The organism is Streptomyces axinellae (genome assembly GCF_039532135.1).
Taxonomy (GTDB): Bacteria; Actinomycetota; Actinomycetes; order Streptomycetales; family Streptomycetaceae; genus Streptomyces; species Streptomyces axinellae.
On sequence record NZ_BAAARJ010000004.1, the window covers coordinates 205052 to 219602 of the forward strand.

The following is a 14551-nucleotide window of genomic DNA, read 5'->3' on the forward strand; positions in this document are numbered from 1 at the left end:
GGCCGCTCTTGGGCGTTCCGGCCGTTCATGGGTGCTGGCTGCTGACCGCGACCGTCTCTCCCGTCATGTACGAGGAGTAGTCGCTGGCCAGGAACACGATCACGTTCGCCACCTCCCACGGCTCCGCGTACCGGCCGAACGCCTCTCGCGCGGTCAGCTCCGCCAGCAGCTCGGGCGTGGTGACCTTCGCCAGATGCGGGTGCATGGCCAGCGACGGCGAGACCGCGTTGATCCGCACGCCATGGTCCGCCGCCTCCAGCGCGGCGCAGCGCGTCAGCGCCATGACGCCCGCCTTGGCCGCGGCGTAGTGCGCCTGACCGCGCTGGGCACGCCATCCGACGACGGAGGCGTTGTTGACGATGACGCCGCCGCCCGGCTGCTCCCGCATGGTGCGCAGACCCGCGCGGGTACAGCGGAATGTGCCGTTCAGCGTCACATCGAGCACGCGGCTCCACTGCTCGTCGGTCATCTCGGTGAGTTCGGCGGTGCCGCCGAGCCCCGCGTTGTTGACGAGTACGTCGATGCGGCCGTGCCGCGCCGTACAGGCGGCCAGCAGCGCCCTCACGTCCGCCTCGGCGGTCACGTCGCACCGCACCGTGCCCACCCGTTCGTCCCCGAACTCGCGCGCGAGAGCTTCCCCGGTCTCGGCGAGCCGCCGCTCGTGGACGTCCCCGAGGACCACTCCCGCTGCCCCTTCCTCCAGCGCCCGCCGGGCCGTCGCTCCGCCGATCCCGCTGCCCGCGGCGGCCGTCACCACGACGGACCGCCCGGCCAGCAGCTCGTGCGGAGGCGGACACGGGGGCGGCTGTGGCCGTGACCGTGGCTGTGAACAGGGCTGTGGCTGTGGCTGTGCACTGCTCATGGCGACACCTCCGCGGGAACTGGAGCCAGGACCGGATCCGGACCTGGACCTGGACCTGGACCTGGAACTGGAACTGGACCTGGACCTGGAACTGGAACTGGACCTGGAACTGGAACTGGAATCGAGGCCGGAGCCGGGGCGTCGGGGCGGAGCGGGGGCGGGCCGGTCATGGTCCGGGATGGCCCGGGGCGGTCCCGGACGGCCCCGGGGTGGCCCCGAGGTGTGGCCCCGAGGTGTGGCCCCGAGGTGGCGCACGCCCTCGGCGTCGCCCTCTCGACGCGCCGCTGGAGCCAAGTTAATCTACCAAACACTTGTTAGGGAAGAGGGGGGTTGAGGAAGCGGTGGACCTGGAATTCAGCATGGCCGAGAACGCGTTCCGAGCCGAGGCCCGCGCCTGGCTGGCGGCCCACGTGCCCGCCGAACGGCTGCCCTCCCTGGAGACCCCCGAGGGCTTCGCCGCACATCGGGGATGGGAGCGCGAACTGCACGACGGCGGCTGGTCGGTGGTCTCCTGGCCGTCGGAGTACGGGGGACGCGGCGCCACCCTCACCGAGTGGCTGATCTTCGAGGAGGAGTACTACGCCGCCTGCGCCCCGGGACGCGTCAGCCAGAACGGCATCAACCTCCTGGCCCCCACCCTTTTCGCCCACGGCAGCGAGGAGCAACGGGCCCGCATCCTGCCGCCCATGGCATCCGGCGAGACGATCTGGGCCCAGGCGTGGTCCGAGCCCGAGGCCGGCTCGGACCTGGCGTCGCTGCGCTCGTACGGCGAACGCACCGCGCGCGAGGGCGGCGGCTGGCTGGTGAGTGGCCAGAAGACCTGGTCGTCGCGCGCCGCCTTCGCCGACCGCGCGTTCGGACTCTTCCGTACGGATCCGGCGTCGGAACGCCATCGAGGGCTGAGCTGTCTGATGTTCCCGCTCGACGCCGAGGGCGTCACGGTGCGCCCCATCGGACGGCTGGACGGAAAGCCCGCCTTTGCCGAGATCTTCCTCGACCGCGTCTTCGTGCCGGATGCCGACGTGATCGGAGAGGCGGGGCAGGGCTGGCGCGCGGCGATGTCCACGGCGGGCAACGAGCGGGGGCTGACGCTGCGTTCGCCCGGCCGCTTCATGGCCTCCGCCGACCGGCTGACCCGGCTGTGGCGGCAGTGCGGCGCCCCCGGTGATACGGCCACCGGGGCACGGGTGGCCGACGCGTGGATACGGGCCCGCGCCTACCAACTCGCGGGCTACGCGGCGGTTTCCGCGGACACGGGGGCCGGGGCGGAATCCGGAGCCGGAACTGGAATCGGAACCGGAGCCGAGGCGGGAGCCGCGACCGGGGCTGGGACCGGGGCTGCGGCCGGGATGGGGGTTGGGGCGTCGCCGTTCGCCTCGTCCATGAACAAGATCTTCTGGTCCGAGCTGGACATCGACCTGCACGAGACGGCGCTCGACCTGCTCGGCCCCGGCGCCGACGAGATCACGGACGAGGCCGGGGGCGCGGTCGCCGTCGCGGGCGAGGCTTCCATGCCGGGTTCCGGTTCCGGTTCCGGTTCCGCGTCCGCCTGGCTGGACGGCTGGATCTTCGCCCAGGCGGGCCCCATCTACGCGGGTACCAACGAGATCCAGCGCGACATCGTCGCCGAGCGCGTGCTCGGCCTGCCGAGAGGACGCTGAGGCCACCATGCGCTTTGTGCCCGACGACGAACACCGCACATACGCCGCGACCGTCCGCAGACTGCTCGTCGTCGCCGAGCCGTTGAAGGCCGCACGCGCCTGGGCGGCCGGTGAGCACGCGCCGGGACGCGAACTGTGGCGCGCGCTCGCGGACACGGGACTCACCGCGCTGGCCGTGGACGAGCGGCACGGCGGCATGGGCTGGTACCCGCCCGAACTCGCCTCCGCCTTCATCGAGATCGGCCGTACCGGCGCACCGGGCCCACTCGTGGAGAGCGTGGCCCTGGCAGCGGCGCTGTCGGCCGGATCAGCCGAGGCGGTGCGGGGCGAGGGGCAACCGATCGAGCGGAAAGAGCAAGCCCCCAAGGAAGAACGGGTCGGGGAGGAGCGGGCCGGGGAGGAGCGGGCCGAGGGAACGCGGGCCGCGGAAAGGCGTGCCGAGGGGGAGCAGGCGGGGGAGGGGCGGGGGCTGTTGGAGCGGCTGCTGTCCGGCGGGGCGCTGGCCACCGTTGCCGCCGCCCGCCCCCCGGGCCCTCCCGCCGCACCGGGTCCTTTCGCACTCGATGCGCACCTGGCCGACGCGGTGTTCGTCCTCGACGGGGATGAGCTCCTCCCCGCCCGCGCCGGGAAGGTCTTCACCTCCCTGGACCCCGCTCGTCACCTCGTCCGATGCGAGGCGGCACCCGCGCGAAACCGTCGGCCGGTCCCCGCTGGCACCGCCCGGCTGCGTGCTCTCACGACGCTCCTCACGGCCGCCCAAGTCCTGGGCGCGGGGCGTGCGTTACTGGAAGGGAGCGTGCGCTACGCCGGACAACGCACCCAGTTCGGCCGCCCCGTCGGCTCTTTCCAGGCGGTGAAGCACCAGTTGGCGGATGTCGCTGTCGCGCTGGAGTTCGCCGCCCCGCTGCTGTACGGCGCCGCCTTGACGGTACGCGGTGACGCCGCGGCCGACCCCCGTGATCTGCCCGCCGCCAAACTCGCCTGCACCCGCGCCGCCCTGCTCGCCAGCCGCGTGGCCCTCCAGGTCCACGGCGCACTCGGCTACACCGACGAGTACGACCTCACCCTCCTGATCCGCAAAGCCCGGGCCCTGCGGTCGGCTTGGGGGACAGCAGCGGAGTGCGAGGCCGTGCTGCTCGACGCCGCGCACTGACCCGAGCCCCTTCGCGCTCACTCATACTCTCGCTCTGGTCGTTGCCGTTGCCGTTGCCGTGCCCTCGCCCTCGCCCTCTCCGCTCGTCTCAGGCGGTGGCGCAGCGGCGGCAGGTTCGGGCGGTCGTACCCAGCATGGCGTGGCAGACGGCGGTGAGGGCACCGGCCGGCAGCAGCAGTGGCCAGCTGGCCGCCACGTGGCCGGTGGCGGCCAGTGGCAGGGCGGCCAGGGACAGGGTGGTCAGGGCCAGCACCGCACTCGTCGCTGTACCGGCCCATGCCACGACCGAGGGCAGACCCCTCGGAACCGGCATCCACCGGGCCAGGAGACCCGTCGTGACCAGCGTTGCCCCGGCCAGTACCGCGCTGAGGAGAGCCAGCACGGCCAGCGGTGCGGCCAGGACGCCCACCGAGCGCGTCAGATAGCAGCAGGCCAGCAGGAGCGGGACACTCAGCGCGGCGGCCCGTGCGGTGTGACGGGTCTGCGCGAGAGTCAGTTCACCCTGACAGGCGCGCGCCACCTCCTCCACCGGCCCGAAGTCCCGTACAGCGCTCCGGCCCGCCTCCTCCGGTGCCGACCCGGCCTCGGCATAAGCCTCCGCGGTGTCCACCAGCCCGCCATGGATCTCTTCGACCAGCCGGGCCCGGTCCTTGGCCGGGCCATGCAGCGCCGCCGTCAGCCGTGCGGCGTACGCCTGAACGGGGTCAGTGGCGTATGTCGGCCCGGGGCCGGCCTCGGCGGGGCCCGTCCGGACGCGATCGGGCCCAACGGGCCCCGCCCAGGTGCCGCGTTGCTCCGCGCCTGGGCCTGTGCCTGCGCCTGCGCCTGCGCTCGCGCCTGCGCCGAGACTGGTGCCGGAGCCGGAGCCGGAGCCGGAGCCGGAGCCGGAGCCGGAGCCGGAGCCGGAGCTTGCGCCGGTGCGGCGTGCGGGGCTCATGTGGCGGGCCGGGGGTCGGAGGCCGGGGCGGACGCGGGTGCGGAGGCAGGGTTCAGAACGGCCCCGATCGCCGTGGTGAACTCCTGCCAGGCCGTGCGCTCTCCGGCGAGCGTGCGGCGTCCCGCCTCGGTGAGTTCGTAGCAGCGCCGCCGCCGCTCGCCCTGGGCCTGCCAACTGCTGTCGAGCAGACCCAGCCGCTCCAGCCGGTTGAGCGCAGGATAGATCGTGCCTGTGCGCAGTTCCAGCGCGCCGCCGCTGCGCTCCTGGACCGCGGTGATGATCGCGTAGCCGTGCAGCGGCCCCGGCTCCAGCACAGCCAGGAGCAGCCCATCGAGGTGCCCTCGCACCGCATCCGTCTTCATGGGTAGGCAGCCTATGCATAACTACCCTTGGCGTGCTACCTATTGCCAACCAATATATTCACTCTGACTCTCCGATGAGGCCCGTGGTGACCAAGTTCCTGCTGTCCATACATGTCCTCGCGGCGATCCTTGCCATCGGACCGATCGCGATCGCCGCGTCGATGTTCCCGCGCTTCGGGCGCCAACTGGCCGCCCGCACACACCCGCGAGAAACCGCCCACGTGCCTCCGGGAGCGGAGCCTCCAGGAGCGGAGGAGGGGACCGCGGCACTGCTGCATCGGATCTGCCGCGTGTATGCCGTCGTCGGCATCGTTGTTCCCGTCTTCGGGATAGCCACCGGCAAGCAACTGGGTGTCCTCACCGACGCATGGCTGATCACCTCGATCATCCTGACGGTCCTCGCCGCCGCCCTTCTCGGCTTCGTCATCCTGCCCGCGCAGGAACGGCTCCTGGATACCGGCGCGGACAGCAGTCCGGAGAAGGCCCGCTTGGTGGCTGCCCGGTTGGGCATGGTGACGGGGGTCTTCAACCTGCTGTGGGCCGTGGTCGTGGTCTTGATGATCGTCCGGCCGGGCTCGACCACCGGGGTGTGAGCCGGACGAGCCCTGGGTGATGCTCATGCTCATCGGCGGGTGACGGCGGGCGATATGTCGAGTAGACCCTCGGAGCGCGGATGAGGCTGACCTCGCCTTCGGGTTCCGCGGTGAAACCGTCGAGCGCGGGGTGCAAGCGCGGGGAGCAGGTGAGGAGCGGGTGGGTTTCGGGAAACCTCGCTGAAACAGCGGCTTCTTAGGATGGGCGGCGTCATCAGCAGCCATTGCCGTACATCCGGTCGCGGGCACGGTCCGCCGTCGCCGGCTCGTGCTGCCGCCCACAGCCGTGAGGTCGCTCCATGTCCTCTACCGAATCGACGGTGCGTCCCGCCGAACCCGCCGACCTCGAAGCCGTTGCCGAGATCTACGCCCACTATGTGGCCGAGACGGTGGTCACCTTCGATGAGGTGCCGCTGACGGTCGCGCAGTGGCAGCGGCGCCTTGACGACTTCGCCGCACGTGGCCTGCCGTTCCTGGTCGCGGAGAGCGAGGGAGAGATCGACGGCTACGCGTACGCGGCCCCGTGGCGTCCCAAGCCCGCCTATCGGCACACCGTCGAGGACACCATCTATCTCGCGCCCGGCAGCACGGGGCGCGGGCTCGGTGGCCGACTGCTCAGCGACCTGATTCTTCGGAGCGAGAAGGCGGGGGTGCGGCAGATGATCGCTGTCATCTCCGACACCGGCACCGATGCCTCTCTCGCTCTCCACCGCCGCCACGGCTTCACCGAAACCGGGACCCTGAACGCCGTCGGCCACAAACATGGCCGCTGGGTGGACACGGTGCTCATGCAACGCTCGCTGGCGGGCTGACCGGGCCGCGCCCGATGCGCGGTATCCCGGCCGGGTCGGCGGCTCGTGATCTGCTCGCGCCGCCGACCCGGGGTGGCCGACATCATTCCGGCCAGGGGAGCCAGGCGAAGAGGCGGAACTCGCTACTGCGCTCATCGGTGTTCTCACCTCCCTTGTCGTTGGGTGCGGGGCCGTCGTCGTGCTGCGGGAGGACCCAGCCGTGTTCGAGGTGGCCGCCTGCGAGAGTTGTTCGTTCGGCCAATCCGATGAGGCCCTGACCGGCCCCGGGGATGGGGCTGTCGTGCTCGCGCTCGGCCGGGTTGAGGACCGTGACCGTCAGTCCCGCCCCGGGCGCGCCGCGTACCCGCACTGTCACCGGGGCACCGGAACTCCGGCCGTGCTTGCGGGCGTTGGTCAGTCCTTCCTGGACCACGCGGTACGCCGTGCGCCCCACCGTCGAGGCCACTGCCTCCGGGCCGCCCTCGACGGAGAGTTGGAGGGTGACCTGCGCCCCGGCCTGCCGGGCCTCGGCTGCCAGCCACTCCACGTCGGCAAGCACGGGTTGGGGGCCTTCGGTGACTTCCGGCGCACGCAGGACACCGATGATCTCCCGCAGATCTTCCAGCGCCTCGTGCGCGCTCTGTCTGACGACCCCGGCGGCACGTGCCACCTGCGCGGGCTCGCCGCCCGGATTGAACTCCAGCGCCCCGGCGTGCACGCTCAGCAGCGACAGTCGGTGGGCCAGTACGTCGTGCATCTCCCGCGCGATGTTCTCTCGCGCCTCTCTTCGCGCGTCATCGGCCGCTCGCTCGGCCCGCTCGTGCAGCGAGGCGACCAGTTGTCGTCGCGAGCGGGTGTAGGAGCCCCAGCCGAGGGCGCCGGCGATCAGTGCGAAGTAGGTGATGCTCGAAGCCGTCGCCGGATCGTCGGCCGCCGGTCTCCCGGCGAGGAAGAGCGGCACCGGCGCGAAGGCCAGCGCTGTCACCCAGCCGGTCACCTTCGGCGTCCGGCTTGCCGCGACGGTGAACAGCGCGACGAGGATGGCACCGGTGGCGAAGTGCGAGAACTTCCCCGCCACGAGCAGCACGATCGTGAGCTGCACCGGCCATCTGCGCCGCAGGAACAGCGCGGCGCACGCCACCCCGCCCGCCGTCTGGTCGAGGAGGAGGGCGGTCTCGGACGTGCCGGGATCGATGACCACCGCGTCGGAGGTGAGCACGGAGAACGCGGCGGCGAACAGGAACGCCGCGATGTCCACGGCCCGGTCCTTCGTCTCGCGTCGCACGCGACGGCTGCTGTTGATTCGATCCATGCCGCGAATCTACGGGCCCTGTCGCCACCCCGATCGCGGTCGTCCACAGGCGCCAACTTTCGTATGACAAGTGGGCCGCGCATGGGCGACTTCTGTCGGCGCCGGGCAGCCGCATGCCTGATCCGTGACCTTGGTGGCGCCCGCCAGCCTGAAGCCATGAAGAATTTTCTCGGCTTCGTGGCCTTCATCCTTTTCGCCCAGGGGATCGGCGGCATCTTGTACGAGATCACCGACGGCTGGTTCCGCTGGTCCGCCGTTGTCCACCGCATCCCCTTCCTGGACGGTTACGAGATCTACGTGTGCGTCCTTCTCCTGGCGCTCGGCCTCGCGGTAGGGGCGGCGAGCGACTCGGTGAAGCGGAAGGAGTGAGGTGGGGGACGGGGCGGGGTCCGTGGCTCACGACACTGCGGACGGGGTCGCGCACCTTCGCGGAGCGCGCCCGTCCCCCTTTGCGGAGGGTGCCCGTCCACCTTCGCGGAACGGGCTCGTGCACCCCGCATACCCTGGGACGGAGCGTCCCTAGCGGGCGCGTACCCACGTAACCCCAGGAGCGGAACCGTGTACTTCACCGACCGTGGCATCGAAGAGCTGGAGAAGCGGCGCGGCGAGGAAGAGGTCACTCTCGCGTGGCTGTCCGAGCAGCTGCGGACATTCGTGGACCTCAATCCGGACTTCGAGGTGCCGGTGGAGCGGCTGGCCACCTGGCTGGCCAGGCTGGATGACGAGGACGACGACGAGGACGAGTGAGCCTTTTCTGGTGATATCCGGCACCTTCCCGGTACGCGGCCTCCGGCGCCACCCTGCGCCCGGGGCCGTGCCGGTGCCGGGGGCCGGATGCTCCTGGACGGCTTCCGGTGAACCGGATGGCCCGGTCGGCGGCCGTGACGGACAACGGGCTGACGCCTTGCGGATATCGCGATACGCGACATATCGTGTCTCTCGGAGACGCGATATGTCGTTGTTCGGTGTCGTGTCGCGTCCCGTACAGGTCCACAGTCCGCGTCCGCCGTGGCGTGGCTGTACGCCGAAGCGCTCAGCGAACAGCGATCAGCGCTCAGCGCTCAAGTCTGGGGAGTCAGCCGTGCCCGTATCCGAGGACCGCTCGTGGAAGATCTCCGAACCTCGGCAGATCGACTTCGATGAGCCCGTGGAAGAGCTGCACATTCGGGTCGTCAACGGAACCGTCAACGTCGTCGGCAGTGACGAGCCGAACACCCGCGTCGAGATCAGCCGCCTTGAAGGCCCGCCACTGCACGTGCGGTGTGAGGACGGCAAGCTCGTCGTCGCATATGAAGACCTGCCGTGGAAGGGCTTCCTCAAGTGGCTGGACCGCAAGGGGTGGCGCCGCGATGTGGAGGTCTCGGTCTCCGTCCCCGCACGGGCCCGGCTGTCGGTGGGAGTGGTCGGGGCCCGCGCCGTCGTCTCCGGAGTACGCGGCCGTACGGACTTGCGCGGAGTATCCGGTGACGCGACGCTCGTCGGCCTGTCGGGGCCCGTCGTCAGCGAAACTGTCTCGGGCAGCGTGGAGGCCCAGCGCCTCTCCGGGGGGCTGGTTTTCCACTCGGTATCCGGTGACCTGACCGTCATCGACGGCGCCGGGGGCGCGGTCAAGGCGGACTCGGTCAGCGGATCGATGATCCTCGACCTGCGCGGCGGCGTGGGGGAAACCGGTGAGATCCGGCTCTCAAGCGTCTCCGGTGAACTGGCGATCCGGCTGCCGGAGGACGCGGACACCGAGGTGGACGCCAAGACCACCAGTGGCGCGCTCTCCAGCGCCTTCGACGAGCTGAAGGTCTCGGGCACCTGGGGCGACCAGCGCGTGACCGGAGTCCTTGGCGACGGCAGCGGCACGCTGAAGGCCGTCACGCTCTCGGGCGGACTCGCCCTCCTGCGCCGTCCGGTCGAGGGCCCCGAGGACGGCTTCGACGAGGAGCCCGGGGGAGCGGACGATCCAGGGCGGCCACCCGCCCCGCACGCGTCTGACGCCCACGGCAGCACTACCGCTCCCACCACTCCTGGCCCTTCTGCCACTCCGGCAACTCCCGCGAAGGATCTGTGACATGGCCCCCGTCTTCGCGCACGGCCGTCTGCGCCTCTACTTGCTGATGCTGCTCGACGAGGCGCCCCGGCACGGCTACGAGGTGATCCGGCTCTTGGAGGAGCGCTTCCAGGGGCTGTACGCGCCCTCGGCCGGCACCGTCTACCCCCGGCTGGCGAAGCTGGAGGCCGAAGGGCTGGTCAGTCACACCACCGAGGGTGGCCGCAAGGTGTACGCGATCACCAAGGCAGGCCGTGCCGAACTGGCCGACAGGCAGGCCGAGCTGGCCGAGCTGGAGGTCGAGATCCGGGACTCGCTCGCGGCGCTCGCCGCCGACATCCGCGAGGACGTCAGCGGTTCGGCGAACGACCTGCGCCGCGAGATGCGCGAGCAGGCCCGCACCGTGCGCGGCACGGACCGGAGTCGTAGATCCTCCTCCTCCGGCAGATCCTCCTCCTCCGGCAACTGGGACCGCGACTGGGGCAAGGAGGCGGACTGGGGCGAGTGGGAGACCTGGCGGCAGGCCAGGGAGGAGATGCGGCGGGCCAAGGACGAATGGAAGGAACAGGCCCGCAAGGCCAAGGAGGAGGCACAGCAGGCAAGGCGCCAGGCCAAGAAGGAACGCGAGGCCCACACGGCCGCGGTGGAGGAGGTCCAGAAGATCGCCCGCCAGGTCCAGGACCAGGTCCAGACCCGCATGCGGTCGGGCGACTGGTCCGGCGCTGTCCGAGACGGCATGTCCGAACTCGCGCGGGAGATGGGCAACCTGGGTCGCATCACCGGTCAGGCCACGGCATGGCCCCCCTACGCCCGCCCCCACCGGAGCGACGATGACGGGCCCTCGGACGTCGCACCGGATGCTACGGAAAAACCCGGTGCGCAGACCCGGGCAGAGCACGGTCCGGATGCTTCGTGGAAGTCGGATCCGGACGCCGCGCCGGCCGGTGGACGGACGGCCGCACAGGCCGACGCGGACGTGCGGGACGATGCGGACACGCGGGCGTCGGCCGAGGCGCATCTGGGGGAGGCCGTGCCGGAGTCAGGAGACCCGGCACGCGATCTGGAACGTCTCCTCGACCGCTTCCGCGACGACATCCGCGACGCGGCCCGCGACCGGGGGGTGACCGGTGGACAACTCCGCGACGTACGGCGCCATTTGTCCACAGCCGCCGCCCACATCGGCGTCGTACTCCGCTCCCGGGAAGGTGGCGGACACGGCGACGGCCACCGGGACTGACCCCGACCCGCCCCTCCCGGCTCGATCCGCTCCCCGTCCCCACCGCGCCCCGCCCGGCTCCGGCCCGGCGGGGCTCGGTTCACCCGTACGGGTGGGGAACAGCGACCTCACTCGTGCGGCCGGATCGCCCCGGCACCCCGCGTACCACCCCGCATCTCGGCCTCAGTACGGGCACGTGAACGTATCGCGTGCACGTGTTCGCCGATACAGGCGTGGTCGCGCGACAGGGCGTCGCGGGGTTCAATGTGGGCTCGGGGCAGGGCAGTCGGGGCCCTGGGCGGGTCGCGGATCAGGGGGAGTCGTGGAGCAGGAGATCAGGGAGATCACGCTGCCGGGCGGGGAGACCGTACTGGCACGGGTGCACGTTCTGGACGAGGGCGAGGTGCCCGAGGAGTCGGAGGAATTCCAGTTCGACGATGTCGGCACGCGCGACCAGCTCATCGCACGGGCCCGGCAGCTCAACGAGGTGATCAGCGGCGTCGGTTCGGCCGTGCTCGCCGCCGCACAAGAAGCGGCGCCCGACGAGGTCAGCGCTACCTTCGGCGTCGAACTGGCCGTCAAGTCGGGCAAGGCGCTCGCGGCGGTTCTCGCGGAGGGCGAGGCCAAAGCCGCGGTCTCCGTCACCCTCACCTGGCGCAAGGCCACAGTCACGGGCCCGGCGCCCGTCCCGGAGCCGCGCCCGCAGTCGGAGGGAGCGACGCCCCCGCGCGGCACCGCGCCCACCAACGTCCCGCCCCCGCTCGGCGCCACGGGTCCGCAAGGTGGCACGGCGCCGCAAGGCGGATGAGTACGGCCAGGCTGGAGGCGCTGGTGAGCCGGGCCACCGTATGGCTCGGCCCCCGCGCCGTGCCCGAGGCGGCGGCCGGAGCGCGGCGTCGGGCCCAGGAGACCATGTGGGGCAGCGGCTTTTTCGTCGCACCCGGCTGGGTGCTCACCTGCGCGCACGTGGTGACCGGCCTGCCCGGTGATGACGGCACGGGAACGTTCGCGGTGCACGGCGCGCACGGCAGTGTCCCGGCGCGTGTGGGATATCTGCTCTCGGATGCCGCTTCGAAGGCACCCGAACAGGACCTGGCGCTCGTACAGGTGCTGGAGGATGTGGCACACCCGTGTGTGTGGCTGACCGACCGCTGCGACCGGCCCTTCCAGGTCGAGGCACACGGCTGGCGGGTCGCGGAGCCCGGGGCCGCACCACAGAGGTGGAGCGGCAGGTGCGCGGTCAGCGGAGGCGACGGCGCACACGGGGCGCTGCTCGGACCCGAGGCGGAGATCCCCTCCGGCGCCTCGGGCGGCCCCGTGCTCGATCTCGACAGAGGAGCGGTCGCCGGGATCGTCAAGGCCCAGCGACGGGGCAAGGACGGCGGGCTCGCCGTCGTCACCACCGCCCTGCGCGGCTTCACGGGCGCCGCCACCACGAGCGGCGGGGGCGGTCTCGGGTATGACCCGTACCGCGCGCTCATCCTCGCGCACGACCGGTGGCACGACCCGCGCGTGCCCGCTTCGTCCACCGCCCGTCGAGAGGCGCCCGCCCCCGCTGCGCACCGCCCCGGTGGAGGGCCGGCCGGAGGGCCTGGCGGACGGCTCGGCCCCCGGCTGGGAACGCGGGCCGGAGGGGCACCGGGCCGCTTCCACGAGCAGCCCAACTCCCGGGCGCCGGGCGTCTCCTGGGCCGCCGCGCAGGAGACGCTTCACCGCAGCCGGACCGGCGAGGGCGGCAGGGACGGCGGGGACGGCTGGAGTCCGCGCGACCATCTGACCGCCCTCGCGCTGCTGGCCGAGCTGCCTCCGCCGGGCCATCCCTCCGCAGTCGCCTTCCACGTCGAAAGGGTGCTGGGCGAGGAGTCGCTCTGGATGGACCCGGCAGCCCAGCACGACTGGCGCGATGGTCACGGCTGGCTCTATGAGAGCCCGGAGGGCGAGGAGATGGCTTTCCTGCACTATCTGTCCTCGGTCGCGGCCGAGTGCGCGGCCGAAGCGCCCCAGAAGTCCGCGGTCCTGCTCGATTGGGTGGATGAGCGGGCGCAGCGGCTGCCCCCGGCGCGGCGCGCGGCACTGCGCCGGGCCGCCTGGGCAGCGGAACTGGAATCGGACGCATACGCGGAGCCGGGCGCCTGTGCGGACCCGGGCGCCTCTGCGGAAGGGGACGCCGACGCCTACGCCGGACCGGATACCAATCCGGTGCCCGGCGCCTGCGCGGGCTCGGGCGCGTATACCGGGCCGGGTGCCAGGGCGGGCTCGGCGGCATCCACACACTCGGCTGCCCATGCGGAAACCAGCCCCTCCATGGCATGCGACCCTGCCACGGCATGCGACACCTCCGCCATGCCGAACGGCGGCACCGCGGTACCGGATGCTCGTGCGCAGTCGCGAGTGCCCTGCGGCGACAGGGCGGCGCCAGGCGGGCCGGACGAGCCACCCGGCGCGCCGTGCCCCGCACCGCGTGAAGCCGACACACGGGACGGCGGGCCCGTGGTGGCGGTCGAGCTGGAGCGCGCGATCTACCCGCGCGGCGAGGGTCCGGCGCGGGACGCCGCGCGCTTCTACTGGCGCATATGGACCTGGAGCGAGGGCCCGGAGAGCGTACGCGCCGGTGCACGGCGGGAGACGGGCCAGGGCGCCACCCGCCAGGAGCTGCCGCTCCAGCTCGCGCAGCCCCTGCGGGAGGCATTCGCCCGGGTGGACACCGACCGGCGGCGCGCCCGGCTCGAACTGGCCGCTCCCGTGGAGCACTTCGACATCGGGGCCCATCTGTGGCGCCCCGACCTGGTCCCGCGCGGGCTGCGGCCCCGCCCGGAGGACAGGCTCTTCGGGGTGCACCGGCAGGTCGTACTGCGCGACGCGGCCCGGGTGGGGGAGCCGTACGAGGAGGAGCCGGACGCTGGGAGGGCCGGGTACGGCACACCTGACGGGTCGCGTTGTCCGGCCGGAGAGGCCCGACTCGCCCCCGGGGGCTCACACCTCGCACCGGGCGCCGCGTGGGAGAAGCGCTGGCACGCCGCGCTCGAAGGCGCCCTCGAAGCGCTCATGCTGCACCCGCCCCAGGACACGGAACCGCTCGTGGACGCGTCCGAACGGCTTGCGGACGCCTCCGGCCCGCTCGCGAGTGCCCACGGTCCGCACGCGGGCACGTCCGAACCACTCGCGGGCGCGCCCGACCGTGCCGTACCGGTGCTGTGCCGTACGAGAAACGGCGGTCCGGATGCCCTGCGGGACATTCTCCGTGCCGGTTACGGACTCGCGCTCTGGAGCGGTCACGAGAATCACCCGGGCGGGTGCGAGGAGGAGGTTTGCGGCTCGCTGCTCGGTAAAGCGGCACAGCTGGTCCGTGACGCCCGGCACGCGGCGGCACTCCCGGAGCGGCTGCGCGCACTGCGTGAGCGCATCAGCCTGGGGGACGAGTCGGCGTACTGGGCCGAGCACATGGCGCTTCTCTACGACGATCCGCGCCGCCCCGTCCCGCGCCTCACCGACCCACTGGACTCCCCATGAACCTGTCGCACCAGCAGCGCGCGCCCCGGCCCGGCCGTCACACGCCCCCGTGTCCCGTACGCCCCTCACGTGCTCGTCCCGCGTGCGTGCCGTCCAGGGCGCCTTCGGTTCGTCGA

Annotated in this window: 14 protein-coding genes; 10 read left to right on the top strand and 4 right to left on the bottom strand. The window is 72.1% G+C overall.

From position 1 onward, the window contains the following. Positions 1 to 25: 25 nt before the first annotated feature. Positions 26 to 862 carry an SDR family oxidoreductase gene (locus tag ABD339_RS07410; protein WP_344563434.1) on the bottom strand — a complete coding sequence of 279 codons (837 nt, stop codon included), beginning with the start codon at positions 860 to 862 and terminating at the stop codon, positions 26 to 28. 341 nt (positions 863 to 1203) lie between these two features. On the opposite strand from ABD339_RS07410, the gene ABD339_RS07415 reads away from it, so the two are divergent. Next, complete coding sequence (locus ABD339_RS07415) at positions 1204 to 2523, top strand: acyl-CoA dehydrogenase family protein (protein WP_344563435.1); 1320 nt, start codon at positions 1204 to 1206, stop codon at positions 2521 to 2523. Positions 2524 to 2539: 16 nt separating this feature from the next. After that, positions 2540 to 3676: an acyl-CoA dehydrogenase family protein gene (locus ABD339_RS07420; protein WP_344563436.1), complete on the top strand. Its 1137-nt coding sequence runs from the start codon at positions 2540 to 2542 to the stop codon at positions 3674 to 3676. A gap of 88 nt (positions 3677 to 3764) precedes the next feature. Here ABD339_RS07420 and ABD339_RS07425 read toward each other — a convergent pair whose 3' ends face one another. Both ABD339_RS07425 and ABD339_RS07430 read right to left on the bottom strand, forming a co-directional pair. Further along, positions 3765 to 4613, bottom strand: coding sequence for a permease prefix domain 1-containing protein (locus ABD339_RS07425; protein ID WP_344563438.1), 849 nt, complete (start codon positions 4611 to 4613; stop codon positions 3765 to 3767). Then, the gene (locus ABD339_RS07430) at positions 4610 to 4975 is read right to left on the bottom strand and encodes a PadR family transcriptional regulator (protein ID WP_344563440.1); all 366 of its coding nucleotides are present in this window, start codon (positions 4973 to 4975) and stop codon (positions 4610 to 4612) included. The genes ABD339_RS07425 and ABD339_RS07430 overlap by 4 nt, the downstream gene beginning before the upstream one ends. Before the next feature lie 86 nt (positions 4976 to 5061). On the opposite strand from ABD339_RS07430, the gene ABD339_RS07435 reads away from it, so the two are divergent. Both ABD339_RS07435 and ABD339_RS07440 read left to right on the top strand, forming a co-directional pair. Further along, complete coding sequence (locus ABD339_RS07435) at positions 5062 to 5568, top strand: hypothetical protein (RefSeq protein ID WP_344563795.1); 507 nt, start codon at positions 5062 to 5064, stop codon at positions 5566 to 5568. 299 nt (positions 5569 to 5867) lie between these two features. Beyond that, positions 5868 to 6380 carry a GNAT family N-acetyltransferase gene (locus tag ABD339_RS07440; RefSeq protein WP_344563442.1) on the top strand — a complete coding sequence of 171 codons (513 nt, stop codon included), beginning with the start codon at positions 5868 to 5870 and terminating at the stop codon, positions 6378 to 6380. A gap of 82 nt (positions 6381 to 6462) precedes the next feature. On the opposite strand, the gene ABD339_RS07445 is transcribed toward ABD339_RS07440, so the two are convergent. Next, positions 6463 to 7671, bottom strand: a complete 1209-nt coding sequence (locus tag ABD339_RS07445; RefSeq protein ID WP_344563444.1) for a sensor histidine kinase — start codon at positions 7669 to 7671, stop codon at positions 6463 to 6465. Between the two features lie 156 nt (positions 7672 to 7827). On the opposite strand from ABD339_RS07445, the gene ABD339_RS07450 reads away from it, so the two are divergent. From ABD339_RS07450 to ABD339_RS07475, 6 genes are all read left to right on the top strand, one after another. Then, the gene (locus ABD339_RS07450) at positions 7828 to 8040 is read left to right on the top strand and encodes a hypothetical protein (RefSeq protein ID WP_344563446.1); all 213 of its coding nucleotides are present in this window, start codon (positions 7828 to 7830) and stop codon (positions 8038 to 8040) included. A gap of 189 nt (positions 8041 to 8229) precedes the next feature. After that, positions 8230 to 8418: a DUF6104 family protein gene (locus ABD339_RS07455; protein WP_344563448.1), complete on the top strand. Its 189-nt coding sequence runs from the start codon at positions 8230 to 8232 to the stop codon at positions 8416 to 8418. A 334-nt stretch (positions 8419 to 8752) separates the two neighbouring features. After that, a complete protein-coding gene (locus tag ABD339_RS07460; protein WP_344563450.1) occupies positions 8753 to 9730 on the top strand; it encodes a DUF4097 family beta strand repeat-containing protein in 978 nt (325 codons plus the stop codon). A 1-nt stretch (position 9731) separates the two neighbouring features. Then, a complete protein-coding gene (locus tag ABD339_RS07465) occupies positions 9732 to 10946 on the top strand; it encodes a PadR family transcriptional regulator (protein ID WP_344563452.1) in 1215 nt (404 codons plus the stop codon). 301 nt (positions 10947 to 11247) lie between these two features. Continuing rightward, entirely contained in the window at positions 11248 to 11733 is a 486-nt protein-coding gene (locus ABD339_RS07470; RefSeq protein WP_344563454.1) for a CU044_2847 family protein, read from the top strand. Then, the gene (locus ABD339_RS07475; protein ID WP_344563456.1) at positions 11730 to 14435 is read left to right on the top strand and encodes a VMAP-C domain-containing protein; all 2706 of its coding nucleotides are present in this window, start codon (positions 11730 to 11732) and stop codon (positions 14433 to 14435) included. Before ABD339_RS07470 ends, ABD339_RS07475 begins: the two co-directional genes overlap by 4 nt. The last annotated feature ends 116 nt before the right edge of the window (positions 14436 to 14551 follow it).

Bases quoted from the DNA above. Each gene is read 5' to 3' on its own strand.
- ABD339_RS07445 (WP_344563444.1), bottom strand. From the start codon at position 7,671: ATGGATCGAATCAACAGCAGCCGTCGCGTGCGACGCGAGACGAAGGAC.
- ABD339_RS07475 (WP_344563456.1), top strand. From the start codon at position 11,730: ATGAGTACGGCCAGGCTGGAGGCGCTGGTGAGCCGGGCCACCGTATGG.
- ABD339_RS07410 (WP_344563434.1), bottom strand. From the start codon at position 862: ATGAGCAGTGCACAGCCACAGCCACAGCCCTGTTCACAGCCACGGTCA.
- ABD339_RS07450 (WP_344563446.1), top strand. From the start codon at position 7,828: ATGAAGAATTTTCTCGGCTTCGTGGCCTTCATCCTTTTCGCCCAGGGG.
- ABD339_RS07430 (WP_344563440.1), bottom strand. From the start codon at position 4,975: ATGAAGACGGATGCGGTGCGAGGGCACCTCGATGGGCTGCTCCTGGCT.
- ABD339_RS07425 (WP_344563438.1), bottom strand. From the start codon at position 4,613: ATGAGCCCCGCACGCCGCACCGGCGCAAGCTCCGGCTCCGGCTCCGGC.
- ABD339_RS07465 (WP_344563452.1), top strand. From the start codon at position 9,732: ATGGCCCCCGTCTTCGCGCACGGCCGTCTGCGCCTCTACTTGCTGATG.
- ABD339_RS07440 (WP_344563442.1), top strand. From the start codon at position 5,868: ATGTCCTCTACCGAATCGACGGTGCGTCCCGCCGAACCCGCCGACCTC.